The following is a 25,384-nucleotide window of genomic DNA, read 5'->3' on the forward strand; positions in this document are numbered from 1 at the left end:
TTGGAGTGGGTGCTGAACAGGAGTGGTGCGGGATGAGGCGTGGTGCGGATGGTGCGGGTCAGGCGGTCTGGAACAGTCGGGAAGAAGGGGGTTATTTGACGCTGCCGGCGCCGAGGCCGTTGCGCCAGAAGCGCTGCAGCAGCAGGAACAGGACGATCAGCGGGATGATCGACAGCAGTGCGCCGATGAGCACGTAGCCGCGCAGTTCGGGGATCTGGTTCACCTGCGAGTTCCAGGCGTAGAGGCCGAGGGTGACGGGGAACAGGGTCTCGTCGCGGAGCATGATCAGCGGCAGGAAGAAGTTGTTCCAGATGGCCACGAACTGGAAGAGGAACACGGTGACCAGGGCGGGGAACATCAGCTTCACCGAGACGGTGAAGAAGGTGCGCACCTCGCCGGCGCCGTCGAGCCGGGCTGCTTCGATCAGTTCGTCTGGCACGCTCGCCGAGGCGAAGATGCGAGTGAGGTACACGCCGAACGGGCTGACCAGGCTGGGCAGGAACACCGCCCAGAAGGTGTTGGTGAGGCTGACCTGGCTGAAGATCAGGAACAACGGCAGCGCCAGTGCGGTGGCCGGCACGAGCACCCCGCCGAGCACGATGTTGAACAGCAGTTCCCGGCCGGGAAAGCGGTACTTGGCCAGGGCGTAGCCGCACATGGCGGCGAACAGGGTGGCCAGCAGGGCACCGGCGCCGGCGTAGAGGGCGCTGTTGAGCATCCACTTGAGGAACACGCCGTCGCGGTAGGCGACGAGGTTGCCGATGTTGGCGAACAGGTTGAAGTCGGCGAACCAGAGCGGGCTGGTGGTGGTGAACTGCGAGCTGCTCTTGGTGCCGGCGATGAACAGCCACCAGATCGGAATGAGGAAGTAGAGCGTGAAGACCAGCATCACGGTCATCGCGCCGACGCGGGAGAGCGGGCTCTCCTTGGCGACCTTCGCGACCGGGGTGTTCCCCCGCTTGGCCGGGCGGATGACGGTGGGAGTCTCGGTGAGGGCGCTCATTAGCCTTCCTTCCGCTGGGTGAACTTGAGGAACGAGAACGACAGCGCGAACGTGGCAAGGGCCAGCACCACGCTGAACGCGGCGGCGAGGTTCACGTTGGGGATGGAGGAGGTGGAGTAGACCATCAGGTTCGGGGTGAACGTGCTGGTCACGGCGGAGCTGAAGGAGCGGAACACCTGCGGTTCGGCGAGCAGTTGCAGGGTGCCGATGATGGAGAAGATGCCGGTGAGCACGATGGCGGGCATGATCAGCGGAATCTTGATCGACCAGGCGATGCGCAGCTGGCCGGCGCCGTCGAGCCGGGCGGCCTCGTAGATCTCGGTGGGGATGGCCAGCAACGCCGAGTAGATGATCAGCATGTTGTAGCCCACGTAGACCCAGGTGACCACGTTCGCGATCGCCCACAGCACTAGGTCGGCAGAGAGGAAGCTGATGTTGCTCGTGATGGCCGTGAACGGCGACAGGTTCGGTGAGTAGAGGAAGCCCCACATGATCGCGGCGATCACCCCGGGCACGGCGTAGGGCACGAAGAACGCAAGGCGGAAGAAGCGCTTGCCGCGCAGCAGCGGGCTGTCGAGCAGCAGCGCGAACAGCAGCGCCAGGCCGAGCATCACCGGCACCTGCACCACGCCGAAGGCGAGCACCCGGCCGATGGATGCCCAGAACGGGCCGTTCTGGAACACCAGCAGGTACTGGGTGAGACCGCCGAACACCTCGGTGGCCTTGCCGAAGGTGCCGTCCCGCTCCACGACGAGCAGGGACTGGTAGACCGCGTAGCCGATCGGCAGCAGGTAGAACAGGGCGAAGAGGATGGCGAACGGCACGATGAAGATCGCGATCGCCCTCGGGTGCGCCACCTTGATCTTGCGGGGCTTCTGCCCCGGGTTCTGCGGGGCCGGGCTGCGGCGGGCCGCGCTCCGGGCATCCGCGGCCGGTAGGGCTGGTGCGCTCATGATGCGGTGTCCTCTCTGACGACGCGTACGGCTCCGGCCGGTACGCGCAGGGTGCTGGTGATGACGGCGTCGGTGACGAGCTCGACTCCGGTCGCGCTCACCTCCGCGTCGGTGTCGCCGTGGTTGATGATGAAGAGGTAGCTGCGCCCGTCGCCGGCGCGGCGCACCACCTCGAGCAGGCCGTCGTTCTCCGGGCCGGCCGCGGTGACGCCGGCCTCGGCCACGATGGTGCGGAGCAGGTCGCGGTAGCCGTCGGGGTGCGGCGCCGTGGCGACGTACCAGGCGGTTCCGGTTCCGGTGGTGTGCCGGGTCACAGCGGGCACTCCGGCCAGGGCGCCGTCGGTGTAGTGGGCAACGGCGCCGGCGCCGGCCAGGCGGAGCCGTTCGGTCCACAGGGTGGCGGTGCCGCCGGCGAGGACTCCGTCGAGGCCGAGGGTGTGGCCGGGGGCGAGCGGAACGAACTCCTCCACCGTGATGCCGAGCAGGTCGCGGAACGCGCCGGGGTAGCCGCCGAGCCGCACCCGGTCGTCTTCGTCGACGATGCCGCTGTAGAACGTGACCAGGGCGTGGCCGCCCGCGGCGACGAACCCGGTGAGGTTGTCGGCCTGGGCGTCGGAGGCCAGGTACAGTGCGGGCACCACGACGAGGCGGTAGCCGCTGAGGTCGGCATCCGGGGAGACGATATCGACGGTGACGCCGAGCCGGTGCAGCGCGGCGTATGCGGCGTGCACCTGTTCGAGGTAGGTCACCGACTGGGACGGCCGGGATTCGCCGTCGCCGGCCCACCAGGCCTCCCAGCTGAACAGGATCGCGGCATCCGCCACGACGCGGGTGCCGATGACCTCGTCGAGCCGGTCGAGGGTGGCGCCGAGCTGTACCACCTCGCGCCAGAGCACGGTGTCGGTGCCGGCGTGCGGCACCAGCGCGGAGTGGAACTTCTCCGACCCCTGCTGCGAGGCGCGCCACTGGAAGAAGCAGATCGCCTCGGCGCCGCGGGCCACGTGCGCCAGGGAGTTGCGGGTCATCTCCCCGGGCGCCTTGGCGAGGTTGAGCGGCTGCCAGTTGACGGCGCTGGTGGACTGCTCCATCAGCAGCCAGGCATCCCCGCCGGCCAGGCCGCGGGTGAGGTCGGCGGCGAAGGCGAGCTCGGTGGTGGGGTCGGCCAGCCGGTGGTCGAGGTAGTGGTCGTTGGCGACCACGTCGACGGCGGATGCCCAGCGCCAGTAGTCGAGGTTCTTGATGTGTGCGGCGACCATGAAGTTCGTGGTGACGGGCAGCTCGCTGTGCCGGCGGATGACGGCCTCTTCGGCCCGGTAGTAGCCGAGGAGTTCGTCGGAGCTGAACCGGTGGAAGTCGAGCACTTGGCCGGGGTTGCGGCTGGACAATGTGAGCCGCGGGGTGTGCACCTCGGCCCAGGCGGTGTAACGCTGGCTCCAGAAGCTCGTGCCCCAGGCGGTGTTGAGCGCGGCCATGCTGCCGTATTTCGCCTCGAGCCAGCCGCGGAAAGCGGCGGCGGTGTCGTCGTCGTAGCAGAGCGCGTTGTGGCAGCCGAGTTCGTTGGAGACATGCCAGAGTGCCACGGCGGGGTGGCGGCCGTAGCGCTGGGCGACCTGCTCCACCAGGCGCAGAGCGTGCTCGCGGAACACCGGCGAGCTCGGGCACCAGGCCTGGCGGCCGCCGGAGTAGCGGGTGGTGCCGTCTTCGGTCTCGGGCAGGATCTCCGGGTGCAGCGTGGTCAGCCACGGCGGCGGCGAGGAGGTGCCGGTGCCGAGGTTCACCCGGATGCCGTGATTGTGCAGCAGCTCGATGATGGTGTCGAGCAGGGTGAAGTCGTACTCCCCCGGGGCCGGTTCCAGGGCGCTCCAGCCGAAGATGTTGATCGCCACGAGGTCGACGCCGGCCTGCTGCATCAGCAGCACGTCTTCGGCCCACACCTCTGGCCCCCACTGTTCGGGGTTGTAGTCGCAGCCGTAGGCGATGCCGTTCTGCACGAACGGGGTCGCCCGGGTGACCTGGTGCGTCACGGCCGGGGTGGCTACTGGGGTGCTCATGTGCTCCTGTTTCTGCGTTGCCGCCCGTGGGGACGGCCTCGATAACGACGTTCTGTGAACGTGCACAGATGCAGGAGCAAAAAACTCCTCATTGAGTGTCTGTGAACGTACACAGAGTAGGTACTGGGCGACCGTCGTGTCAAGCGACCCGACCGGTACAGTTATCGAATGGTGACAAATCCGGGGCGGCGCAAGCGCGCGACGATCCACGACGTCGCCGCGGAGGCCGGGGTCTCCCGCGGCACGGTGAGCCGCGTGGTGAACAACGAACCCTACGTCTCGGCCGAGGCGCGCATCGCCATCGAGGCGGCCATCGAGAAGGTCGGCTACGTGCCGAACACTGCCGCCCGCAACCTCGTCATGCAGCGTTCGCAGGCGGTGGGTCTGATCGTGCACGAACCACATTCCCTGTTTCTCGAAGACCCCAACATCGGCGAGATCCTACTCGGCGCCAACTCCGCGCTCTCGCGCGCCGACTACCAAATGGTCAGCCTGGTGATCGAGTCGGAGCGGGACACCGAGCGGGTGGCGCGGTACCTCAGCGGCGGCTTCGTCGACGGCGTGGTCGTGGTGTCCGCCCGGGAACAAGACCCGATCACGCGGGTGATCGAACGGCTGGATCTGCCGGCCGCGTTCGTCGGGCATCCGCAAGACCTGCGCGAGTTGCCCTACGTGGGCATCAACAACCGCGCTGCCGCCCGCGGCATCACCGAACGCCTGATCGGCACCGGTCGGCAGCGCATCGGCATGATCGCCGCGGCCCTGGACCGTGACTCCGGCTCTGACCGGCTGGCCGGTTTCACCGATGCGCTCGGCGATCGGTTCGACCCCGGCCTGGTGGCCCCGGTGCCGCTCTACACCTACGCCGACGGACGCGACGGCATGCGCGCCCTGCTGGCCCGTGATCCCCTCATCGACGGCGTCTTCGCGGCGTCAGACGTCATCGCCGCCGGTGCTCTGAACGCCCTGCGCGAGGCCGGCCGCCGCGTGCCCGAGGACGTGGGCATCGTCGGCTTCGACGACAGCGCCTGGGCCCTCCGCTGCCAACCGCTGCTGTCCACGGTGCGGCAGCCCGCGAACGGCCTCGGCCAGCGCGCGGCCGAGTCGGTGCTCAGCCAGCTGCGCGGCGAACCTCCGGTGCTCGGCGGCATCCTGCTCGACACCGAAATCGTCTGGCGCGACTCCGCCTGACCCGCCCACCTGTTCCCCGGCGGGCCGCGGCGGGCCGCGGCTCAACTATTCCCCGTGCGGACATTTGCGCCCGGTGCGCCGGCCGCAGAAGTCCGGTTCGGCAACAGTTGCGGCACGCGGCGGCCCCGACGAACCGCCAGCGCGGGGTTGTCGGGGCGGCGGCGGACGCGCAGAATGGTGCCGTGAGTCGCAAGCGAGTGATCGTCAACGGGATGGTGCAGGGCGTGGGCTTCCGGTATTACACCGAGGCGCAGGCGAGCGGACTCGGTCTGGGCGGGTACGTGCGCAACATGCCGAACGGCGCGGTCGAGGCCGAGATCGAGGGTGACGATGACGCCGTCGAGCGGATGCTGACCTGGCTGCGTCGAGGACCGCGCTCCGCGAGCGTGGAATCGGTGCAGGTGACCGACCTGGCCGAACACGGCGAGGCGAGTTTCAGCATCCGGATTTAGCGCTCTCGCGGCGATCCCCCAGCCGCAGCGCCGCCCGGTGGCCGCGCGCGCTGGTGGTCTGGCGTACCGTGGAAGTATGGGCGCGCAGGCATCCGGTCCCGGCCGGACCGGACCGACGGTGCGCGAAGCCTCCCGGCCACGGGAGGCACCGAAAGCGCGTCAGCCGTTGCGCGCGCGCCGACGCCTCACCCTGCGGCAGAGTTACGGCATCGGCCGGCTGGTTCTGGCCGTGGCCGGCATTGTCGGGCTGATCGGCAACTACGAGTACGTGCTGCTGTTCCCCACCTTCGCGGCGTACAACGTCTTCACCTATTTCACGGTGCAGAGCGCGATCGCCGCGGTGGTGGCATTCGTGCTCGGCGCGATCGTGGCGTTCCGGCAGCCGAAGGACCCGCAGTGGCTCGACCTGTTCCGGGCGCTGGTCACGACGTACATCCTCGTGTCCGGCATCGTGTTCCTCACGATCGTCATCCAGTCGTCGTCGCGCGACTACTCGATCGAGGTGCCTTGGCCCAGCCAGGTGCTGCACTTCTACATCCCCACCATCGCCCTGTTGGACTGGCTGACCGACACCGGCAAAGACCAGATCTCCTGGCGCTTCCTGCGCTGGATCCTGCCTTACCCGTTGCTCTGGGGCGTGTTCACGCTGGTGCGCGGCTCGATCGTGGGCTGGTACCCGTACTTCTTCCTCGACCCGGCCCAGGTGAGCGGCCCGCTCGAGACGGTGATGTACTGTCTGATCGCGGTGCTGCTCTTCACCGGGATCGCGGCCGTGCTCGTGGCCACGTCCCGGTTGAGCTGGCGGCCGCGGGAGCGCCGCGAGCGTGGCTCCGGCGGCTCATCGGTGCCGAACTAGGCCCACCGGCATCCGACGGATGCGCGGCCGGCCCGGCCGGCGCATCCGTTACTGCTCGACGGGAACGAAGGTGTACTGGCTGGTGAGGTGCTCGGTCTCGCAGGTGCCGCAGTACAGCACCCCGGAGGCCTGCATGGCCGACACGCGCGGCGAGCACTGAATCACCTTCGGGCCGCAGCACGGCGAGATCACCATGAAGGCGCCGGGCTCGGCGGCGGCGTGGCCGCTCAAGCTGCGGTGGTGGTGGCTTCCCTCGCAGGGCAATGTCGAGTCGAAGTCGAGCAGCGACATGGAGTCAAGGTTGGTCAGAATATACATGGTTCACTCGGTCAATCAGCTGGGGCATCGGCCGCGGTACACGTGGGAAACCGGGATCGCGACCGCACCCGATGGCCGACGGCGGAACACTGTACGCCCGACTGGACTCCGTCGGCACGACCAGTCAGACAACGACTGGATCTCCCCACGGGGGTGTCCCTAAGCGGACGGCCCCTTCACCGACTAGACGTTTCGGCGAGCTTACACCGGGACTCTGAGTTTTGCTCGTTAATTTCTCGCGTCGGGATTTCACCTGTTCGGCGGGCGCCGTGGCGGGCTCTGCGCGGGCTCTCCGCGGGTTACGCCGCGGGCTCCGGCGTGGCGCTGGCGCCCAGGGCGAACGGCTCCAGGCTGCGCAGAGCCGCGGCGGTGAACTCGGAGTTGTCCACTGTGGCGAGCGTGAGCGCCTGCTCGCCGCTGACAAAACCGACCAGGATCGGCTCATTCGTGAGCGGCATCATGTTCACCCACACCCGGAATTCGAGGGTGTCGTCGCCGACGGTGGTCCACAGTGCGGCGTCGGTGTTCCAGAACGGTTCGTCGAAGCGCAGCCAGATCTTGTCGAGCGTGCCCATGCCCAGCGCCGCGATGGCGCCGCGGTGCGCAAACGGCAGGGCCGGGTCGAACTCGATCACGTCACTCTTGAGCACACCCAGTGGCACCGTGACGATCGCGCGATCCACAGTGAGCGATTCCCCCGTGCCCAACCGCAGGCTCACGGATGCGTCGGTGTAGGCAATGCGGGTGACCACGCTGGAGTACAGCACCTCGAGGTCGGCCGCGTCCTCGTCGAGCAGTGCGCTGTAACCGCCGAGCACGATGCGGGTGTCGTCTTCGGCGATCGTGGCCGGGGTGGGGCTGAACCAGCCGCTCATCTCGTCGGTCGGGGCACCGGACTCCAGCGTGTTGGCGGTGGCGAGCTGGTAATTCAGCCAGTCGGCGTCGGAGACCCCGGCGGAGCCATCCGTCTGCGACAGGGTGGCGGAGCCGGAGGCCACCAGGGACTTCGCCAGCGAGGTGTCCTGCGCCTGGTCGGCCGCCCAGGCGAGGGCGGCAGTCACGGCGTCGGTGCCGACCGCCGAGACCAGGGTCACGGTGCCGTCGGGGGCGCGGACCTCCGGCGTTGGCGGGAATGGTGCGTGCGAGACCTCGAGGCCGGTGAACTCCTCATCGAGGGAGGTGCCGCCGCTGCCGACGATGAATGACGCGCCGAGCTCCACCGGCATCGGCCAGTCCTTGTCGGCGACAGTGTCGATGCGGCCGCCGAGCCGGTCACGGGCCTCGATCACCATCACGGTGAAACCGGCGTCGGCGAGCAGCCGGGCGGCGGCGAGCCCGGCGGCACCGGCACCGATCACGGCGACCCGCTCCCCCGGTTTGGCGAGATCAATGAGGGTTCTGGCAGCGGACTGGCCAGAGGCGCGGGCGCCCTGCACCGTGCCCGGGGCGTCGCTGGAGACGGCTTCACCGGCGAGAAAGAGCCGGTCGAGCACGGGTTCGGCGAGGTCGTCGCGTTGCTGCGGGGTGGAGGACACAGCCGCGAAACTGTAGGAGCCCTGCGCGAACGGGTCCTCAGACCACGACGAGCGGAGCATGCCGGCGGGCTTCGGCACCAGGGACGGCGTGGGCGTGCCCGTCGGGGTGGGCGTGCCGGTGGGTGTGGGCGCAGGCGGGGTGCATCCGGTGAGCGCGAGCAGCGACAGGCCCGAGATGGAGCTGATCAGGAAGGTCCGACGTTTCATCGTGTGCTCGCGTCACCCGGTGCGGGACGCACTCCTCTCGACCCTCGAAGTGGTACCCCTCACGCTACCTCAGCCCGGGGACGACAGCTTTCGGCGACCGTGTGGGCGCGCCGGGCGCAACTGTTACCCGGGCGGACAACTGTTGCCCGCGCACCGGGCGCAGAAGTCCGCAGCGGCAACAGTTCACGCGGCGGATGCGGCGGGTCAGGCGCCGGAGCCGGGCGCGGGCGGCTCGAGGAAGGCGTCGTCGAGCAGGGCGCGCACCCGCGGCAGCAGCTCGGCACGCAGGTCCTCCGCGTCCGCGTCGAGCAACTGGGCGATGGCGCCGATGATGACACCCACCGGCAGCTCGCCGTCGCAGGCGCCCACGAGCGCGGCCTGGGCGGTGTCCAGTGGCACGGAGCGGCCGAACCCGCCGCCCTGGTGCAGCGTCATCAGCGTCGGGTCCTCCTGGCCGGGCCAGAAGTGCCGTTCCTCGGTCACGTCGGATCCCACGGTGAGGGTGCTCCGCAGCAGGGTGTCGTCGTCGAGGCCGGCCTGCCAGTCGTGGGCGGCCAGGCACTCTTCGAGGTGACTGCCGATGCCGGCGGCGTTGTGGCCGAGCGCCTCGGGCAGGCGCTCGAGCCGCAGCAACCGGGTGCGGCCGTGCGCATCCGCGGCCGGGCGGCGCAGCAGCATGTAGCCGAAGCCCACCTGCCGCACCCCGCGGGCCTCGAAGTCGTCGAGCCAGGCGGCATAGAGCCGGTCGAAGTCGGGGGTGTCGGGTCGGGTGCCGCCGTCGCGGATCCAGGTCTCGGCGTACCCGGTGGGAAGCTGCACCTCGCGCTCGATGATCCAGGCGTCCAGCGGGGCGGCGGGGTCGGTCGTGGGAGCCGGCTCCAGCCAGTCGACGAGCCGGTCGAGGGCCTCCGCTTCGGCGTGGTACTCCCAGTTGCCGAGCAGCTGGGCCACCCCGCCGGGGGTGAGGTGCTCGGCGGCGCCGCGCACCACGGCTTCCACCAGGGCGTCGCCGACCATGCCGCCGTCGCGGTATTCGTAGTTCGGCACGCCCTCTACCCGCGGAGTGATCACGAACGGCGGGTTGGAGATGATGTGGTCGAAGCGTTCGCCGGCCACCGGGTCGAACAGGCTGCCGAGCCGGAACTCGATGTTGTCGATGCCGTTCAGCCGGGCGTTCAGCGCGGCGAGTTCGAGGGCGCGCTCGGAGATGTCGGTGGCGACCACCCGGCGGGCGTGCCGGGACGCGTGCAGCGCCTGGATGCCGCAGCCGGTGCCGAGGTCGAGCGCGGAGTCCACCGGCGCCGGAATGAGCAGGGCGCTGAGGGTGAGCGAGGCGCCGCCCACGCCGAGCACGTGGTTCTCGGCGAGCGGATGCCCGAGCGCCAGTTCGCCCAGGTCGGAGGCGATCCACCAGCTGCCGGCGCCGTGGGCGTCGACGAAGCTGTACGGACGCAGGTCAACGACGGGCTTCACCTGGGGCGCGCCGTCGTCGAGGGTGGGTTCGTCGACAGTGCCGCCGTGGCCGTCGTGCGCGGTGAGGAGGCCGAGCCGCTCGGCCCCATCCACGCCGAGGGACGGCAGCGCGGCATCGATCTCGGCGCGATCAACGGGTAGGCCGAGCACGAAGAGCTGGGCCAGCGCCACATTCGGCTCCGGCACGTTGAGGGTGGCGCGCAGCCGGGCGAGCGCCCGCAGGGCCGGCACCCGCTGATTGCGGTGCAGCGCGGCATCCGCTTCGATGCCCCACAGCCCGGTCAGGGCCGTCACCGAGAAGTTGGCGGCGAAGAGGTCGGCGCGGAGCAGGTCGATCAGAGGTGCAGTCACCTCTCTATTCAACTGCACGGGAGGGTTCTCGCCCGCACCGTTCTCGCCGGGGGCCGAGTCGTCGCCAGCCGCACTCAATTACGGACTTCGCACAGTCAGCGCGGCCGAAAACCCGGCGAAGTCCGTAAATCACCGACGCACGACCCCAGCAGGAACGGTCCGCGAACGCTACAGCCAGCGCATCGTGAACGCACGGGCGAGCAACCCGTTCAGCGGCGGTGCCGCGAGGGTGCGCACCAGGGCGTTCCGGGCCTGCAACCGCATGCCGCGGGCCGGCCGGCCCATCGCCATGTTGAACCCGGCCTGGCGGGCGGCGATCCGCGCGCTCCGGCGTCGGCGCCGGTCGTAGCCGGCGAGCGTCACCCTGGCCTCGATCGGTTGGGCGAGCGCGTGCTTGAGCGCCGGGGCGAGCGCGAGCGCGTCGAGCCAGCCCAGGTTCATGCCCTGCCCGCCGATCGGGCTGATCTCGTGCGCCGCATCCCCGGCCAGCAGCACTCGGCCCTGCACCATCGTGGATGCGAGCCGTTGCCGCACCGAGAACGAGCTCGGTTCGCCGTCGGTGGGCGGCAGGCTCACGCCGGTGCGGCTGTGCACCAGCGCGGTGAGGTCGTCGATCGACGCATCCGTCAGCAGGGTCGGCGTCATCGCCACCCAGCGTCGCCGGCCATCCGGCAGGGGGAAGGACTCCACCACCCCGGCCTCCTCGAAGAACAGCACCGCCTCGCTGCCGTGCTCGCCGGTGTCGGGGTAGTCGGCCATCAAGTAGGTCTCTCCCCCGCCGAGCGGCCGGGAGGCGATGCCGACCGCATCGCGCAGTCGCCCGCGGGCGCCGTCGGCCACCACCACGTAACGCGCCCTGGCGACGATCTCCACTCCCACGTCGCCGGCCACGTCGGCGGCGGCCTGGTCGGCCCCGGTTTCGGCCAGCACGTCCACGTGCTCGCCGCGGTCCTGCAGCATGCCCACTCCCACACCCGAGCGCAGGCCGTCCGGCCGCAACTGCAGGTACCGTTCCCGCAGCACGGCCTCGGTCTCGTATTGCGGCAACGCCACCACGAAGGGGAATTTGCCGGCGGTCTGCGCGAACGACAACCGGCCCAGCGTGTGTCCGCCGCTCTGCACGCTGCCGGTTTCGATCTTCACGCCCCGTTCGAGCACCCGCTCCGCCACCCCGGCTTCCCGCAGCACCCGCATCGACGGTGGGTGGATGCCGATGGCCCGCGCCAGCATCGACGGCCGGGTGCGCCGTTCCAGCACCTCCACGTCTACGCCGCGCTCGGCCAGCAAGCAGCCCAGCAGGATGCCCACGGGGCCGCCGCCCACCACAATCACGTCACGCATGTGCTCGCCGCTCCTTCTCCGCAGTGCTGATCCGGGTGCTGTCGGGTGGCGGCTGCCAGCGCAGCATCAGCCGGTAGGGCAGTTCGCGGCGCACGTTCCAACCCGGCGGCGCCACCCCGGCCAGCTCCCGAAAGGTGAAGCTGCGCCGAATGGAGGTGAGCCCGTCGACCCGAATATAAGAGCGGCGAAAGAACGGCCAGGTGCCCAGCCCGAAGCCGAGATAGGCCAGCGGATGCCGCTCGATGTCACCGTGCAGCACTACCGAGCGGCTGAGCCGTTCGGAGTCGACCAGCAGGGCGCCCAGCTCGGCCGCACCGAGGTGGTGCAGCACGTGGTTGGAGAGCACGATGTCGAACCGTTCCCCCGCCGCGACCAGGTCGGCGCTGTGCGCCCGGCGGAACTGCAACCCGGGAATGGCCGGCTGGCCGGTGGCGTAGGCGTGCGCCCGGGCATCCGGGTCGATCGCGGTCACGGTGAGGAGCAGGCCGTCCCTGACGGCCCAGCGGGCCAGCGACCGGGCCACATCGCCGCCGCCCGAGCCGATGTCGAGCAGGGTGCGCGGTGCCGTGGCGGAGAGCAGCGGCCGGATGTCGTGCCGGTAGGTGTGCCGCAGCCCGGACACGACGGCGTTGACGTAGCGGAAGTTGGCGTAGGTGCGCCGCAAGGCCTCGGCGTCGCAGTGGGGATCGTCCATGATCTCGACGGCGCCGATCGCCCGTTCTGTGAGCGAAGGGAGCACCGCCTCAGCCGCGCAGCACTGTCATCAGTCCGGATTCGACGGTGAGGCCCGGGCCGAACGCCATCGCGCAGACCCGGTCGCCCTCGGCGGTGCTCTCACCGTCGAGGATCTCCTTCATCACGAACAGGATGGTGGCGCTGGACATGTTGCCGTTGGTGCGCAGGGTTTCCCGCGAGGGCACCAATTGCGCTTCGGTGAGACCGAGCTTGGCCTCGGTCTTGTCCAGGATGCTGCGCCCGCCCGGGTGGATCGCCCAGTGTGCGATCGCGGTGCTCAGGGTCGAGCCCGGTGCGAGGGAGGTGAGTACCTGCCCGGCCGCGGCGGTGCCGTCGGGGTCCGCGCCCGCGGCCAGCGCGTCGGCCTCGGCCACGACACCGGCGGCGAGGGCCCGGGTGAGCGCGTCGTCGCGGGCGAACAGCGGGGCCAGCGCGGATTCGATGTGCTCGTCGATGATGTGCGGCACGTACGAGCTGAGGATCATCTCGAAGCCCTCGTCGCCGATCTTCCAGGCCATGTCGCCCTCCCCGACCGGGGTGATCACGGTCTCGAAGAAGTCCAGGTTGAGGGCGTTCTCACCGGCGACCGGCAGCCGGCTGCTCACGATGCCGGCGGCGGCGCCATCCGAGAACAGCGACGAGGCCACGATGGTGTCGGGGTCGCTGGAGGTGCGCAGGTGCAGCGAGCAGAGCTCGGCGCTGACCACGAGCACCACGGCGTTGGGGTCGGCCTCGACGAATTGCTTGGCCGTGCGGAGCGCCGGCATGGAGGCGTAGCAGCCCATGAAGCCGAGGTGATAGCGCTGGGTGGATGGCGCCAGGCCGAGTTCACGCACCAACATGTAGTCGGGGCCGGGGGCGTAGAACCCGGTGCACGACACCGTCACCACGTGGGTGATGTCGGCCGGGTCGAGGCCGGGGCAGGCGGCCAAGGCGCGGCGGCCGGCCTCCACGAACAGTTTTGTGGCCTGTTCGATGTAGAGCTCGTTGCGCACCCGGGTGCCCGGCACGAGCAGTAGCTGGTTGGCGGCGTCGAAGAACTGCGGCTCCGTAGCGGTGGAGTCCAGGGTGAGCTCTTCGATCACGGTGTGCCGGGTGTCGATGCCCGACAGGTTGAACGACGCGGTCACCAGCCGCTGAGCCAATCGACTCAGCCCGGGTTGGGCGGCGAAGATATCGCGCACTTGGTCCTGCACGAGGACGGTGGGTGGAACCACGGTCTGGAGCGCTCTCAGCGTGACGGCCATGCCCCAGTGTTACACGCAGCGTGTTCCGGGCACACCCCCCTGTGCGGCGCGGCGCGGCCGTATTCGGCCCGTGGCACACCCCCACAAGGGGGTGGCGCGGCCTCTCCGCTCCGGCCGTCGCGGACGGGGGCGCGCAACGGGTGGCCGCGACAGTTAGGGCAGGCGGTCGAAGAGGCGGGTGGCGGTGATCGCGAGGGCGAAGCCGACCGCGACGATGGCGGTGACCGAGCCGAGGTAGGCCATCGGCGCTGCGGAGGTCATTCCGAAGGCTCCGGTGGCCCCGATGCCCACGGCGACGGCGGTCACCACGGCGGCGAGTACAGCGATCCAGCTCTGCAGGCGCAGGCCGACCTTCGCCGGAGTGGGGGTGCGCCGGGCCCGTTGCCGTCCGCCGGCCCGGGTGAGCACAGCTCCGCCCACGCAGCCCCAGAAAGAGACCACGAGCAGCGCGGCGATCACGTCGCTGGGCCGGTGCCACAGGCTGACCAGGGTGGATACGCCGGCGGCGACCGCGAAGGCGGCACCGAGCGTGCCGGCCAACCAGCGGGTGTGCGGGCTGGCCACGAGGAACACGATGAGCGCAGACGCTGCCGCCACCGTCGTATGCCCGGAGGGGAATGAATTGGAGACGTAGCCATCCACGCCCAGGTCGGGCCGGGTCAGGAACACATTTTTAAGCAGCTGGGTGGTGACGGTCGCGGCCAGAGCGCTACCCACACCCACCACGAGCGGGAACCAGGCCCGCCGCACGGCGGCGATGACAAGACTGACGATGGCGCCAACGGCGACCATCACGGACGGGATCAGGTCGAGCAGGCTGCGGGTGACTTCGGCACCGGTGGTGCCGTTCTCGGCGCCGTTGAACGCCAGCTGATCGATGGCCTGTCCGGTTTCGTCGCGCACGAAGAAGAGGTACAGGCCCACGAAGGCGAGGATGCACAAAACGGCGGCACCGATATAACGGGTGGGAGTGAGGCGGGAGAACGGGTGCACCCTCTACTGTCCCACGGCAGCATGGGTGAACCATGAAAGGACGGTGCACGAGCCGTGCAAAAACGCGGGAAACCCGCGCCGGATCTGTCTTGACATCGAGATGTCGGAGCGTAGTTTCACACTATGAGGAACCGTAAGAGCAGGGCGAATGACCCGAAGGGCACGGTCAGCGTCGATCGCGCTTGGTGGAGTCGTTCGCCCGACCGCGGCGGCTACCCCGGACTCGAGGGCGACTTCGAGTCCGAGCGCCGTCGTGCGGCCGCCGCCAGCGACGAGAAGGTGGAACCCTACGAGCACGGCGAGGGTGCCACTGCCGTGTTGCCGGTCACCGAACCGGGCCAGACCCACCCCTGACGCGTCCATCGGCACAACCGGTCGCGGGTTCCGCGACCGGGATCTCGGTGTGCGCCCCGACACCTTTTCCGGCGCCGGCTCTCCGAGCGCCGGCTATTCCAACGCCACAGTGACCTTGCCGCGCAGGTGGCCCGCGGCCAGGTGCCGGTAGGCATCCTGCACCCGTTCCACCGGGTACACGCTGTCGATCGGCAGCTGCACCTCGCCGCCCGCGATAAGGTCGGCCAGCGCGGCCAACGCACCCGGCTCGGCGCTCTGCCCGCCGACCCCGGCGATGCCTTCCTCCGCCCGGTAGCCGCGGGCGGCGATGGTGTTGATCCGCCGGCCGGGCACGCCCAGGGCGAGCGCGGCGTCGATCGTGGCCGGGCCGTTGTTGTCGAGCGCGGCCGTGTAGCGCGGTGCCACTTCGCGCAGCCGGTCGACGAGGCCGTCACCGTAGGCGACCGGCACCACGCCGAGCCCGATCAGGAAGTCATGGTTCGCGGCGCTGGCCGTGCCCACCACGGTGGCCCCGGCGCGCAGGGCGAGCTGAGCGGCGAGCACCCCGACCCCGCCGGCCGCCGCGCTCACCAGCACGGTGTCCGCCGGGGTGAGATGCAGCGAGTGCACGGATGCCCACGCGGCCCGGCCGGCGATGTCCAGCGCGCCGGCCTCGACGAAGCCCAGTTTCGGCGGCTTGGCGTGCACCTGGTCGGCGTCGATGACCAGGTAGTCGGCTTGGGCGGCCATCCGCAGACCGCCGAAGACGGCATCGCCTGCGCTGAAGCCGGTGACGCCCAGGCCGACATGGTCGATGACTCCGGCGAAGTCGTTGCCGTTTCCGCTGGGCGGGGTCACGTTGTAACGCGCCGCGGCCGGGCCGCCGGCCAGGATCTTCAGGTCGACCGGGTTGAGGCCGGCGGTGTGCACCCGCACCCGCACCTGGCCCGGACCGGCCTGCGGGGCTTCGGCGGTGTCGAGCCGCAAGACCTCGAGGGAACCGAACCTGTCGAATCTCACGTAGCGCGCCATCGTCACAGCCTAGACACGCCCATCCGCCCGGTCGAGGGGTGGGCCGGGTGCAGGCCCCGTGATATCGATTCGCTGACCGCGAACACCGGGCCGGCCAGACCGGTTGCGAGCGGTCGCCGAATCGCAAAAAATTAATCGTAGTTGAGTCGTGCCGACTCAAGTTTGACACCCAGGCCGGGTCGCAAAACCCGGCGCGCGCCCCGCGTGATGCCGATGGACCTCTATCGGGCCGGTGATGTCTACGTACTGAACGCCGACATGCCCGGCATCGACCCCGGCTCGGTCGACATCGACGTGGACGGGCAGTTGCTCACCATTCGAGGTGAGCGCACCCTCGCGAACCACGAAAACGTGAAGTGGCTCACCCGGGAGCGCACGTCCGGGTCGTTCCTGCGCCAGCTGAACCTCGGCCAGGGCATCGACCTCGACAACATCAGCGCCACCTACGCCAACGGCGTGCTCTCGGTGACGATTCCGGTGAGCGAGGCCGCCAAGCCGCGGAAGATCGAAATCAGCAGCGAAAAGCAGGAAACGGTGACGCTGAAGGAAGGCGAGAAGCGTCTCAACGCCTGACGCCGCAAACCGAGAAAAAGACAGGATTCCAAGGAATTAGGTCCTTGGGTCCTGTCTTTTTGCGTGTTGTACACGCTAAGTTCATATTTCTCTGATCGACTGAATTTGTAGCATCCGCAGCGCAATCCCCGTAAAGTGCCTAAGTACCAAACGAATGGAAGCTCCGTGAGCATTCGAACGGCCGAATACCCCAGGCCGGATTATTTCCTTCTCCACCTCAGTGACACGCACCTGCTAGCAGACGGTAACCGTCTCTACGGCAGCGTCGACAGCACCGCACACGTGCAACGGTTGATCGCGGATGTGGAGGCGTCAGGCGGCAGGCCCGACGCCATCATCATCACCGGCGACCTGGCCGACAAGGGCGAGCCCGATGCCTACGCGAAACTGCGCAGCATTGTGGAGCCCGCCGCCGAGCGCCTCGGAGCGAAGCTGCTCTGGGTGATGGGCAACCACGACAACCGGGCGAACTTCCGCACCGAGTTGCTCGGCCAGGAGCCCAGCCTCGCCCCGATCGACCACGTCGATTACGTCGGTGGCCTGCGCATCATCACCTTCGACACCACCGTGCCGGGCAGCCACTACGGCGAGATCTCCGACCGCCAGCTGGAGTGGCTCAGCGAGCAGCTCAGTTTTCCGGCGCCGGATGGCACGATCCTCGCGATGCACCACCCGCCGGTGCCGAGCATGCTCGACCTGTCCGTGTCGGTGGAGCTGCGCGACCAGGCCAGCCTGGCGCAGGTGCTGCGCGGCACGGATGTGCGCAGCATCCTCGCCGGACACCTGCACTACTCCTCCACCGCGACTTTCGCCGGAATCCCGGTGTCGGTGGCCTCGGCCACCTGCTACACCCAGGACCTCAACGTGCCCGTCGGAGGCACCCGCGGCCGGGACGGCGCGCGGGCGTTCAACCTCGTACACGTCTACGCCGACACCGTGCTGCACTCGGTGGTGCCGCTGGGCGAGTTCGCCCCGCTGGACTACATCGACCCGGCCGAAAGCGCCCGTCGCCTGGCCGCCTCCGGCATCGAGATCATGCCGGCGGGTAGTCTCCCCGCGTACCGTGAGCCGCCAATGACCAGGCCGATCCCGGTTCTGCGATAACGTCAGCGGTCAATCCGTTGCTGGTGCCGAGGACACTCTCGATGAGGGTGTCCTCGCCGTGCTGGCTTTCGGCGATGACGCTTTCGCGTTCCCACGGGGCCACGATCGGGAAGTAACGCTCGAGGAAGTCGGTGACGGCCTCGGTGCGCACCTCGTCACTGATCTCGGGGAAGCTGCCGTCGTTGAGGCAGAACATGTCCTGGTCGCGGCGCTTGAGCAGCTTGTTCATCTGGCGCAGCGCGAGCTTGAGCGTGGTCTCCACATAGAGCGAACGCACCTGGGTCTGCTCCACAGCCCGGCCGGTGGCCAGGGCGTAGTAGTGGTACAGCGAGTTGGTCACCGAGATGTCGGTGGCCGAGCGGAACCGGCTCTTCATGGTGCGGTCGAAGTCCTCGGGGAATTCGGCTTCGAGCTCGAACATGACACTCTTGCGCAGCGGTGCCGGGGTGTGCTCGAGGTGCCGGGTGGTGACCTTGCCGAAGCGTTCGCGCAGCAGCGCCCGGTTCACCCGGGCGGCGTTCTCGAAGCCGCTGCGGCTGGGGTCGTTGTCGCCCAGGCCGATGCGGGTGGCTGCCTCGACGAACTTGGTGATGCCGCCGGGTGAGAAGAACAGCTCCGGGCCGACCGGTCGGCCGAGGAACATGTCGTCGTTCGAGTAGATGAAGTGCTCGGCGATGCCCGGGATGTGGTGCAGCTGGCTCTCCACGGCGTGCGAGTTGTGGGTGGGCAGCGCCGAGGTGTCGGGGAAGAAGTCCTCGCTGTTCATGATGGTGACCCGCGGGTGGTCGACCAGCCATTCCGGAGCCGGGGAGTCGGTGGCGATGAAGATGCGGCGCACCCAGGGCGCGAACATATAGACGCTGCGCAGTGCGTACTTGAGCTCGTCGATCTGCCGGAACCGGGCATCCGAGTCGTCGCCGGAGCCGACGACGTAGTTCTCCATGCGCGCGGCGCGGGCCTTCTGGAAGTCGGTGGAGGAGCCGTCGACCCAGGAAAAGACCATGTCGATGTCGAAGCTGACGTCGCTGACGAGGTCGTCGAACATGTTCTGCAGGGTGCGCCAGCTGCGGCCGAAGAGCTCCACGGTGGTTTCGCGGGCCTCGGAGCGGGGCAGGCGCCTGCGCATTAGGGCGTTCTCGACGGGGGCGACGATCTCGTCTTCGCCGAAGCGCCAGAGTTCGAGCTGGAATGCGGTCTCGGCGCCGTAGCGGAGGCGGCCGATCGGTTCGATGCGCGGCTGGTAGACCCGGAAGACGTCGGAGGTGCGCAGGTCGGCGAGGGCGCCGTCGGCGAGCAGGGCCGGCCGGGACGGGTCGCCGTCGAGCGGCTTGAGGTAGAACGGGGTGTTGCCGAAGGTGTCGGCGAGCACTCGGCTGATCTTCTTGCGACGCTTGCGGTTGACGGCGATGACCGGGCGGTCGTGGTCGCCGCGCACCAGGAGGAAGTCGATGCCGGCGGTGTCGAGCGCCTCGGCCACGGCGAGCAGGTCGCTGACCCTGGATTCGTGCGGGGTGAAATGTCCGTTGATCAGGGCGATCTCGCCCTTGCGCACGACGACGTCGTCGCGGTCGAACCGGCGGGTGCGGGTGTCGAGGGTGAGCAGAACCAGTTCGGGTTCGTTGCTGAGCGAGAGCACGGGAATGGAGGCGGTGTCAGGGGCCGGTTCGGTGACGAGCGTGGGTGCGGCCTCGGAGAAGCCGCGGCCATCGGCGGTGCGCGAGTGTCGTGCAGAGTCGGTGCGGTCGAAGCGAGCCATGGTCCTCCTTGGAGCAAGTACTGTGTGCGGGTGGCGGTGTTCAGTGGTGCTGAACAGTGAGGGTGTCGAGCGGTGCCTGGCTGTGCAGCGCGGGCTGCGGGTGCTGTCGTGGTGCGGGCAGATCAATAAGTGGAACTCCGCTGAGCGGGCAGCGATGCGCCAGGCCCCGGAGTATGCGCCCGGGTTTCCCGGGCCACGACATCTGATCAAGACCGGGCGTGGTTCCCGCTGAACAGAGTCGTTGTTCTTAGTGTACGTCGCCGCGGGCCGGCCCTCGTGATCCGCGCCGTGGGCCTGGCCCGCCCAACTGTTCCCGCTCCGGACATTTGCGCCCGGTGCGCCGGCAACAGTTGTCCGCTCGGGCAACAGCTGGGCGGGGTGGATGCGGTGGGTCAGGCCAGGGCGGCCGCATCCGTGGTGGGCAGACGACAGACGAAGTCGCGGCAGAGGTAAGCGGTGGGCAGGCCCTGACGGATGCCGCGCTCGGCGAAGAGCTCGAAGCCGGCGGCGGCGAAGGCCTCGGCCTGCCGCTCGGTGACCACGGCCACCAGGCCCTGGCGGCGCCGGGCCGCATCGACCAGGGCGTCATCCCCTGCCGGCCGGTCCGGGGTGACCACGACCAGCTGTTCGATGGGGGTGGTGAGCGCGTTGACGAGCCGCAGGGCGGCGCCGAAGGCCAACGGGTTGAGGTCGCCGGTGCCGACCAGCCGCACCATGCCGGCGGTGGCCGCGTCGCGGTACCGGGCGACCCCGGTGAGCAGGTAGAGCTGCCAGGCCGCCGCGGCGATGGCCGAGAGGCCGGACGGGTAGGCGCCCTCAGACGGGTCGGTGGCCAGGTCGAGGCCCTGGCCGGTGAGCACCGGATCGGCGCCCTCGGGCGCGCGGAAGACGGCGCCCTCGGCGGGCAGGGTGCGGTCGACGAGTTCGCGGGCAGCGACCGCGTACCGCACCTCCCCGGTGGCGGTGGCCAGCTCCAGCAGGCCGCCGGCGAACATACCGTAGTCCTCCAGGGTGGCCACGGCGGGCGAGAGCCGGCCGTCGATCGAGGCGCGCACCAGGGCGCCGTCGGCCCGGCGGTGCAGCTCGAGCAGCCGGTCGGCGGTGCGACGGGCCAGCTGCACGGCGGTGTCGTCGGCGAACGCCAGCCCGGCCACGGCGAGCGCGCCGATCGCCAGGCCGTTCCAGCCGGTGAGCACCTTGGCGTCCAACGCCGGCGGGGTCTGCTCGGCGCGAGCGTCTTCGTCGAGGGCGTAGTAGCCGCCCTCGACCCGCGCCCCGTCGACGGTGCTCTCCGAGTCCTGTGCGCTGGCGAAGCCGCCACCGGGCAACTCCATCACCGCACCGAGAAACCGCACCAGCCCGTCGGCCACGATGCGGGCCCAGTGTTCGCCGGTGAGCATCCAGGCCCGGGTATAGAGCTCGAGCAGCTGGGCGTTGTCGTAGAGCATGCGTTCGTAGTGCGGGTCGCTCCAGTCCCGGTTCACGGCGTAGCGGAAGAACCCGCCCTCGACCGGGTCGCGCAGCGGCGACGCGCCCAGGCCCTTGAGGGTGCGCAGTGCCAGATCGCGGCCGTCGGCACGGTCGAGCAACAGGGCCAGGGTGGGCGAGGCCGGGAATTTGGGGGCACCGCCGAAACCGCCGTAGACCGGGTCCTCCGCGGTCGCGAGCAGGTCGACGACCTCGGCGAGCCGGGCCTGGTCGGGCAGGTCCGCGCCCATCCCGGCGGGCCGCGCCTGGGCCAGCGCCTCGGCCAGGCCGGCGGCGCTGTCCTCCACGGCGGCGCGGCGCGTGGTCCAGGCATCCGTCACCGCGGCGAGTACGTCACGAAACGCCGGATGCCCGGGCAGCGGCGCGGGTGGCGAGTAGGTGCCGGCGTGGAACGGTTTGCCGTCCGGGGTGACGAAAACGTTCAGCGGCCAGCCCAGGTTCTGGGTGAACGCGCCGGCGGCGGCGAGGTAGCTGGCGTCCACGTCGGGGTGTTCCTCGCGGTCCACCTTGATGCTCACGAAGTGTTCGTTGAGGTACGCCGCGACACTTACGTCGCTGAAACTTTCCCGGGCCATCACGTGGCACCAGTGGCAGGTGGCGTACCCGATCGACACCAGCACCGGCACGTCGCGGCTCCGGGCCTCGGCGAAGGCGTCGGCGCCCCACGGCTGCCAGTCGACCGGGTTCTCGGCGTGCGAGCGCAGGTAGGGGCTGATGGCTTCGGCGAGGCGGTTGCTCATGCGGTCCATTGTGCCGCGACTGCCTGCGTTGCGGCTGGTCGCGGCGATATCCGCGGTTCTCGGCCGCGGCAGGCGCAGCGAAGATCGGCATCCGCTGGGAAGGCTTGCCGAGCGGGCGGGCGGCTGTGAGACTTAACCCTTCGGAGCGCACGATTCGTAGCCGGAGGCAGAGTGACCCCCACCCGTGAGACCGCGTGAGCGACCCGCCGGCATGACGGAGCGCACGATGACCCCCGCCGAGGCGGCGGCGCTGCTCGAGGTTGCGCTCGATGCGGGACTCGAGCAGGTGGAGCGGGCCTACCGGTTCCAGGCGCAGCGCTCGCATCCCGACCGGTTGCCGGCGGCGACGTCGGCCGAGCGCGCGGAGGCCGCCGCCCGGTTCGACAGGTTCACCCTGGCTCGCGCCGTGCTGCGCGAATACGAGGCCGAGCGGATCCGCCACTCCCCCGGCACCGCCGCCACCGGTGCCGAATCGGGCGGAAGCGAATTCCCGCCGGGCCGGCCCGGAACCCAGTCGCGCAGCGCCGCGCCGAACTGGGCGGCCGACGAGCCCTACGAGCCGGTGGTGCCCGCCGGTCCGTGGTTGTTCTGGGTGTGGGTGGGGCTCTATGCGGTCGGCGCCGTGATCTCCTACTTCGGTGGCCCACTGCCCCACTCGGCGGTCGACCTCTGGTTGCGCCTGCTGCCGCTCGGCCTCGCCGCGGTGGCGTTCGCCCGCACCTCACGGACGGGCTTCCTGGTGGCGGTGGTCGCCTTCGGCGCGCTCACCGCGGTGCTCACGGTGCTGTTCGCGTCGTTCGGCCCGTTAGTGTCGATGATCCTGCTCGGAGTGCCGGTGCTCGGGCTGGTGTCCATCGGCCGGCAGCGCGGCCCGGAGCGGCGCGGACCGGCCGGCTCGCCGCATCCGGTCGCCTGACCCGGTGACCGGGGAGGCACCCGCGTCTCGCGGAACCGTCATCTCGCGAAAGCGGCGCAACGGTCGCCACAACGCACCCGAAGCAACCACACCCCGCTCTCGCAGAACCGCACCCTCGCGAAGCCGCACTCTCGCGGAGCGCACTCTCGCGAAAGCGGCGCAACGGTCGCTACAGCGCACCCGAAGCAACCACACCCCCGCTCTCGCAGAACCGCACTCTCGCGAAAGCGGCGAAACGGTCACCAAACGCACCCGAGGCAACCACAGGGCCGCTCTCGCAGAGCGCGGGCGGGTCAGACCGGTGCGACCGCGAGCAGCGCCTGGCGTCGCTGCAACCGACTCCAGATGACGAAGCCGGTGATGGTGAAGGCACCATAGAACAGGTAGAGGATGGCCGAGGCATAGTAGCCGGCGCTGATCAAGAGGGGCACGCCCACGATGTCGACCGCCACCCAGATCAGCCAGAACTCGGTCCAGCCGCGGGCCATGCCGTAGGTGGCCAGGAGGGAGCCGGTGAAGATCCAGGCATCCGCCCAGACCGGTTCGAACGAGCCCAGCGCACGGAAGATCGGGGTGAGGATGAGCGTGCCGGCGACGAGGCCCAGGCCCAGGCCGATGCGCGCCCGGTTGCTCGCCCAGTGCGGGGCCACGGCCACCGTGCCGGCGGACCGGCTGCGCGACCACTGTACCCAGCCGTAGACGGACACCACGATGAACATGATCTGGCGGCTGGCCTGGCCGAGCAGGTTGACCGGGTTGGGCGTGCCGAAGACGGCGCCGAGGAAGACGGTGAAAAGCAGCGCGTTGCCCAGGATGCCGACCGGCCACGCCCACACCTTGCGGCGCATACCGCCGATGGCGCTGAGGATGCCGAAGACGTTGCCGATGATCTCCCGCCAGAGAATCGTCTGGGTACCGATCTGCAGCTGGGCGTCAAAAAGCCAGTCGATCAGGGACATCGTTCACTTCTCTCCCGGATGGGTCGCATCCGTGCACGTCCCAATGTAAGGCGTGCGGGGCGCGCTCTATTCCGGGGAGCGTTACCAGACGATCGCGGCGGAGTCGGCGGAGAGGTTGGCCGGCAGGCTCGCGCGCACGAGCGGCAGGCCGCGGCGGATGGCCTGATCGATGCGTTCGCTGAGCTCGGCGTTGGTCACCTGGTAGTTGGTGAAGTCACTGTCCTTGGCGTAGACGCCGATCGGCAGGGTGAGCGCCTGGAAGAAGCTGAACAGGGGCCGGAACTGGTGCTCGAGGATGAGCGCGTGCCGGTCGCTGCCGCCGGTCGCGGCCAGCAGCACCGGCTTGTCCACCAGGGAGTACTGCTCGACGAAGTCGAAGACGTGCTTGAACAGCCCTGTGAACGACGCCCGGTACACCGGCGAGGCCACAATGAGCAGGTCGGCACCCTCGATGCGCTGCAGGTCGGCCTCGGCTGCCGGCGAGAGTTCGTCTCGGCGCAGCGCCCCACTGAATTCGCGGCCCACCTGGCTCAGCTCGATCAGGTGCACGCTGATCGAGAGTTCACGCTCGAGCGCGTCGAGAATCGCCCGTACCAGCGCGGTGGTCTTCGAGGGCGCGTGCAGGCTGCCGGAGACGGCGACAACGTTCAGGGTGTACGACATGCTTCGACGCTAGGTGGGCACTGCGGATGCCGCCACTCCCGCCGACACATGACGTAAGACGGCGGATGCGCCCTGCGCCACCGCATCCGCTGCCCGCGCCGCTCGGGCATCCGCCGAGTTGCGGCAAAACGCCCTTTCAGGCTCCCTCAAAGGGCATTTCGCGGCAAGTGGGCGCAGCGCACTGCACCGACTTGCCGCAAACGGCCCCTTCAGTGGTGCGGAAGGGGCCGTTCGTGGCAAGTCGATGAGGCTCGTGAGGGTCAGTTCACGTCGTTGGGGTGCGAGCCCACCCGGCCGCCGCGCTCGAGGGCGGAGATGGTGGCCAGCTCGGTGTGGCTGAGCTCGAAGTCGAAGACGTCGAAGTTCTCGATCATGCGCTCGCGGCGGTTCGACTTGGGGAAGACGATGTTGCCGGTCTGCAGGTGCCAGCGGATGATCACCTGGGCGGGTGTCTTGCCGTGGGTCTCGGCCGCGGTCACGACCACGGACTCCTCGAGCAGCGGGTACTTGCCCTGGCCCAGCGGCCCCCAGGCCTCGATCGCGATGCCGTTGGCGCGAGCGAACGCGGTGACCTCGCGCTGCTGGTGGGCGGGGTGCAGCTCGATCTGGTTGACCGCCGGCACGACGTCGGTCTCGGTGAGGAGACGCTCCAGGTGCGGCACCAGGAAGTTCGAGACGCCGATCGAGCGGGCCCGGCCGGACTCGCGGATCTGGGCGAGGGTTTTCCAGCTGTCTACGTACTTGTCCTTGGCGGGGGTGGGCCAGTGGATGAGGTACAGGTCCACGTAGTCCAGGCCGAGCTTCTCCAGGCTGGCGTCGAACGCGTCCAGCGCGGACTGGGTGCCCTGCTCGTCGTTCCAGAGCTTCGTGGTGACGAACAGCTCGGAGCGGTCGATGCCAGACGAGGCCAGCGCCTGACCGACGCCCTCCTCGTTGCCGTAGATCGCGGCGGTGTCGATGTGGCGGTAGCCGACCTCGAGCGCGTCGGAGACGATCCGGGTGGTCTCGGTCGGGTCGACCTTGAACACACCGAAACCGAGCTGCGGAATTGTCTTGCCGTCGTTCAGAGTGAGGGTGGGAACTGTTTTCGTCATCTTCCGAGCCTAGGGACGCG

The 25,384-nt window shown here is 69.4% G+C and carries 23 protein-coding genes; 7 read left to right on the top strand and 16 right to left on the bottom strand.

What is annotated here, in order from left to right; all coding sequences use genetic code 11:
• Positions 1 to 91: 91 nt before the first annotated feature.
• Genes CTB96_RS17365 through CTB96_RS17375 form a run of 3 tightly spaced genes read right to left on the bottom strand, consistent with a single transcriptional unit; the run spans position 92 to position 4,007 of the window.
• A complete protein-coding gene (locus CTB96_RS17365) occupies positions 92 to 1,003 on the bottom strand; it encodes a carbohydrate ABC transporter permease (protein WP_219993283.1) in 912 nt (303 codons plus the stop codon).
• Positions 1,003 to 1,956 carry a carbohydrate ABC transporter permease gene (locus CTB96_RS17370; RefSeq protein ID WP_110128046.1) on the bottom strand — a complete coding sequence of 318 codons (954 nt, stop codon included), beginning with the start codon at positions 1,954 to 1,956 and terminating at the stop codon, positions 1,003 to 1,005. Before CTB96_RS17370 ends, CTB96_RS17365 begins: the two co-directional genes overlap by 1 nt.
• Positions 1,953 to 4,007: a beta-galactosidase gene (locus CTB96_RS17375; RefSeq protein ID WP_110128047.1), complete on the bottom strand. Its 2,055-nt coding sequence runs from the start codon at positions 4,005 to 4,007 to the stop codon at positions 1,953 to 1,955. The genes CTB96_RS17370 and CTB96_RS17375 overlap by 4 nt, the downstream gene beginning before the upstream one ends.
• Positions 4,008 to 4,175: 168 nt before the next feature.
• Between CTB96_RS17375 and CTB96_RS17380 the strand changes: the two genes are divergently transcribed.
• The 3 genes from CTB96_RS17380 (at position 4,176) to CTB96_RS17390 (ending at position 6,506) form a co-directional block, all read left to right on the top strand.
• Positions 4,176 to 5,198 carry a LacI family DNA-binding transcriptional regulator gene (locus CTB96_RS17380; protein ID WP_110128048.1) on the top strand — a complete coding sequence of 341 codons (1,023 nt, stop codon included), beginning with the start codon at positions 4,176 to 4,178 and terminating at the stop codon, positions 5,196 to 5,198.
• A gap of 182 nt (positions 5,199 to 5,380) precedes the next feature.
• Entirely contained in the window at positions 5,381 to 5,650 is a 270-nt protein-coding gene (locus CTB96_RS17385; RefSeq protein WP_219993284.1) for an acylphosphatase, read from the top strand.
• A gap of 76 nt (positions 5,651 to 5,726) precedes the next feature.
• Positions 5,727 to 6,506 carry a Pr6Pr family membrane protein gene (locus tag CTB96_RS17390; protein ID WP_146215850.1) on the top strand — a complete coding sequence of 260 codons (780 nt, stop codon included), beginning with the start codon at positions 5,727 to 5,729 and terminating at the stop codon, positions 6,504 to 6,506.
• A gap of 48 nt (positions 6,507 to 6,554) precedes the next feature.
• On the opposite strand, the gene CTB96_RS17395 is transcribed toward CTB96_RS17390, so the two are convergent.
• From CTB96_RS17395 to CTB96_RS17425, 7 genes are all read right to left on the bottom strand, one after another.
• Positions 6,555 to 6,797, bottom strand: a complete 243-nt coding sequence (locus CTB96_RS17395) for a hypothetical protein (protein WP_181397326.1) — start codon at positions 6,795 to 6,797, stop codon at positions 6,555 to 6,557.
• A 326-nt stretch (positions 6,798 to 7,123) separates the two neighbouring features.
• Positions 7,124 to 8,566 (bottom strand): flavin monoamine oxidase family protein, encoded by a 1,443-nt coding sequence (locus CTB96_RS17400; protein WP_110128051.1) that lies wholly within the window; start codon positions 8,564 to 8,566, stop codon positions 7,124 to 7,126.
• Between the two features lie 204 nt (positions 8,567 to 8,770).
• A complete protein-coding gene (locus tag CTB96_RS17405) occupies positions 8,771 to 10,390 on the bottom strand; it encodes a DUF7059 domain-containing protein (RefSeq protein ID WP_248283430.1) in 1,620 nt (539 codons plus the stop codon).
• 168 nt (positions 10,391 to 10,558) lie between these two features.
• Positions 10,559 to 11,731: an FAD-dependent oxidoreductase gene (locus CTB96_RS17410; protein WP_110128052.1), complete on the bottom strand. Its 1,173-nt coding sequence runs from the start codon at positions 11,729 to 11,731 to the stop codon at positions 10,559 to 10,561.
• The gene (locus CTB96_RS17415) at positions 11,724 to 12,470 is read right to left on the bottom strand and encodes a class I SAM-dependent methyltransferase (RefSeq protein ID WP_248283431.1); all 747 of its coding nucleotides are present in this window, start codon (positions 12,468 to 12,470) and stop codon (positions 11,724 to 11,726) included. The genes CTB96_RS17410 and CTB96_RS17415 overlap by 8 nt, the downstream gene beginning before the upstream one ends.
• 4 nt (positions 12,471 to 12,474) lie before the next feature.
• Positions 12,475 to 13,713, bottom strand: a complete 1,239-nt coding sequence (locus CTB96_RS17420) for a type III polyketide synthase (RefSeq protein ID WP_110128053.1) — start codon at positions 13,711 to 13,713, stop codon at positions 12,475 to 12,477.
• A gap of 153 nt (positions 13,714 to 13,866) precedes the next feature.
• Positions 13,867 to 14,706 (bottom strand): phosphatase PAP2 family protein, encoded by an 840-nt coding sequence (locus CTB96_RS17425; RefSeq protein WP_110128054.1) that lies wholly within the window; start codon positions 14,704 to 14,706, stop codon positions 13,867 to 13,869.
• Between the two features lie 123 nt (positions 14,707 to 14,829).
• Between CTB96_RS17425 and CTB96_RS17430 the strand changes: the two genes are divergently transcribed.
• Positions 14,830 to 15,060 (top strand): hypothetical protein, encoded by a 231-nt coding sequence (locus CTB96_RS17430; RefSeq protein ID WP_110128055.1) that lies wholly within the window; start codon positions 14,830 to 14,832, stop codon positions 15,058 to 15,060.
• Between the two features lie 93 nt (positions 15,061 to 15,153).
• Here CTB96_RS17430 and CTB96_RS17435 read toward each other — a convergent pair whose 3' ends face one another.
• On the bottom strand, positions 15,154 to 16,071 hold the full coding sequence (locus CTB96_RS17435; RefSeq protein WP_110128056.1) for an NADP-dependent oxidoreductase: 918 nt from the start codon (positions 16,069 to 16,071) through the stop codon (positions 15,154 to 15,156).
• Between the two features lie 141 nt (positions 16,072 to 16,212).
• Here CTB96_RS17435 and CTB96_RS17440 point away from each other — a divergent pair, with 141 nt between their 5' ends.
• Together CTB96_RS17440 and CTB96_RS17445 are read left to right on the top strand one after the other, a co-directional pair.
• Positions 16,213 to 16,644 (top strand): Hsp20/alpha crystallin family protein, encoded by a 432-nt coding sequence (locus CTB96_RS17440; RefSeq protein WP_248283432.1) that lies wholly within the window; start codon positions 16,213 to 16,215, stop codon positions 16,642 to 16,644.
• A 165-nt stretch (positions 16,645 to 16,809) separates the two neighbouring features.
• Positions 16,810 to 17,748, top strand: a complete 939-nt coding sequence (locus CTB96_RS17445) for a phosphodiesterase (protein WP_110128058.1) — start codon at positions 16,810 to 16,812, stop codon at positions 17,746 to 17,748.
• On the opposite strand, the gene CTB96_RS17450 is transcribed toward CTB96_RS17445, so the two are convergent.
• Positions 17,678 to 19,504: a stealth family protein gene (locus CTB96_RS17450; protein WP_110128059.1), complete on the bottom strand. Its 1,827-nt coding sequence runs from the start codon at positions 19,502 to 19,504 to the stop codon at positions 17,678 to 17,680. The genes CTB96_RS17445 and CTB96_RS17450 overlap by 71 nt on opposite strands.
• A gap of 392 nt (positions 19,505 to 19,896) precedes the next feature.
• Positions 19,897 to 21,732, bottom strand: coding sequence for a thioredoxin domain-containing protein (locus tag CTB96_RS17455; RefSeq protein WP_110128563.1), 1,836 nt, complete (start codon positions 21,730 to 21,732; stop codon positions 19,897 to 19,899).
• A gap of 226 nt (positions 21,733 to 21,958) precedes the next feature.
• Here CTB96_RS17455 and CTB96_RS17460 point away from each other — a divergent pair, with 226 nt between their 5' ends.
• Complete coding sequence (locus CTB96_RS17460; protein ID WP_110128060.1) at positions 21,959 to 22,648, top strand: hypothetical protein; 690 nt, start codon at positions 21,959 to 21,961, stop codon at positions 22,646 to 22,648.
• 293 nt (positions 22,649 to 22,941) lie between these two features.
• Here the strand turns inward: CTB96_RS17460 and pnuC are convergent, their stop codons facing one another.
• The 3 genes from pnuC to CTB96_RS17475 form a co-directional block, all read right to left on the bottom strand.
• Positions 22,942 to 23,607 carry a nicotinamide riboside transporter PnuC gene (gene pnuC / locus CTB96_RS17465; protein ID WP_110128061.1) on the bottom strand — a complete coding sequence of 222 codons (666 nt, stop codon included), beginning with the start codon at positions 23,605 to 23,607 and terminating at the stop codon, positions 22,942 to 22,944.
• Between the two features lie 81 nt (positions 23,608 to 23,688).
• Positions 23,689 to 24,270, bottom strand: a complete 582-nt coding sequence (msuE, locus tag CTB96_RS17470) for an FMN reductase (protein WP_110128062.1) — start codon at positions 24,268 to 24,270, stop codon at positions 23,689 to 23,691.
• 260 nt (positions 24,271 to 24,530) lie between these two features.
• Complete coding sequence (locus tag CTB96_RS17475) at positions 24,531 to 25,364, bottom strand: aldo/keto reductase (RefSeq protein WP_110128063.1); 834 nt, start codon at positions 25,362 to 25,364, stop codon at positions 24,531 to 24,533.
• Positions 25,365 to 25,384: the final 20 nt, after the last annotated feature.

Origin of the sequence: Cryobacterium arcticum (assembly GCF_003185895.1) — a bacterium.
In the GTDB taxonomy this organism is placed as follows: domain Bacteria; phylum Actinomycetota; class Actinomycetes; order Actinomycetales; family Microbacteriaceae; genus Cryobacterium; species Cryobacterium arcticum.

Excerpts from the sequence above, each read along its gene's own strand:
- CTB96_RS17365 (WP_219993283.1), bottom strand. The coding sequence starts at position 1,003 with ATGAGCGCCCTCACCGAGACTCCCACCGTCATCCGCCCGGCCAAGCGG.
- CTB96_RS17370 (WP_110128046.1), bottom strand. The coding sequence starts at position 1,956 with ATGAGCGCACCAGCCCTACCGGCCGCGGATGCCCGGAGCGCGGCCCGC.
- CTB96_RS17375 (WP_110128047.1), bottom strand. The coding sequence starts at position 4,007 with ATGAGCACCCCAGTAGCCACCCCGGCCGTGACGCACCAGGTCACCCGG.
- CTB96_RS17380 (WP_110128048.1), top strand. The coding sequence starts at position 4,176 with ATGGTGACAAATCCGGGGCGGCGCAAGCGCGCGACGATCCACGACGTC.
- CTB96_RS17390 (WP_146215850.1), top strand. The coding sequence starts at position 5,727 with ATGGGCGCGCAGGCATCCGGTCCCGGCCGGACCGGACCGACGGTGCGC.
- CTB96_RS17395 (WP_181397326.1), bottom strand. The coding sequence starts at position 6,797 with ATGTCGCTGCTCGACTTCGACTCGACATTGCCCTGCGAGGGAAGCCAC.
- CTB96_RS17400 (WP_110128051.1), bottom strand. The coding sequence starts at position 8,566 with ATGAAACGTCGGACCTTCCTGATCAGCTCCATCTCGGGCCTGTCGCTG.
- CTB96_RS17410 (WP_110128052.1), bottom strand. The coding sequence starts at position 11,731 with ATGCGTGACGTGATTGTGGTGGGCGGCGGCCCCGTGGGCATCCTGCTG.
- CTB96_RS17420 (WP_110128053.1), bottom strand. The coding sequence starts at position 13,713 with ATGGCCGTCACGCTGAGAGCGCTCCAGACCGTGGTTCCACCCACCGTC.
- CTB96_RS17430 (WP_110128055.1), top strand. The coding sequence starts at position 14,830 with ATGAGGAACCGTAAGAGCAGGGCGAATGACCCGAAGGGCACGGTCAGC.
- CTB96_RS17435 (WP_110128056.1), bottom strand. The coding sequence starts at position 16,071 with ATGGCGCGCTACGTGAGATTCGACAGGTTCGGTTCCCTCGAGGTCTTG.
- CTB96_RS17450 (WP_110128059.1), bottom strand. The coding sequence starts at position 19,504 with ATGGCTCGCTTCGACCGCACCGACTCTGCACGACACTCGCGCACCGCC.
- CTB96_RS17455 (WP_110128563.1), bottom strand. The coding sequence starts at position 21,732 with ATGAGCAACCGCCTCGCCGAAGCCATCAGCCCCTACCTGCGCTCGCAC.
- CTB96_RS17460 (WP_110128060.1), top strand. The coding sequence starts at position 21,959 with ATGACCCCCGCCGAGGCGGCGGCGCTGCTCGAGGTTGCGCTCGATGCG.
- pnuC (WP_110128061.1), bottom strand. The coding sequence starts at position 23,607 with ATGTCCCTGATCGACTGGCTTTTTGACGCCCAGCTGCAGATCGGTACC.
- msuE (WP_110128062.1), bottom strand. The coding sequence starts at position 24,270 with ATGTCGTACACCCTGAACGTTGTCGCCGTCTCCGGCAGCCTGCACGCG.
- CTB96_RS17475 (WP_110128063.1), bottom strand. The coding sequence starts at position 25,364 with ATGACGAAAACAGTTCCCACCCTCACTCTGAACGACGGCAAGACAATT.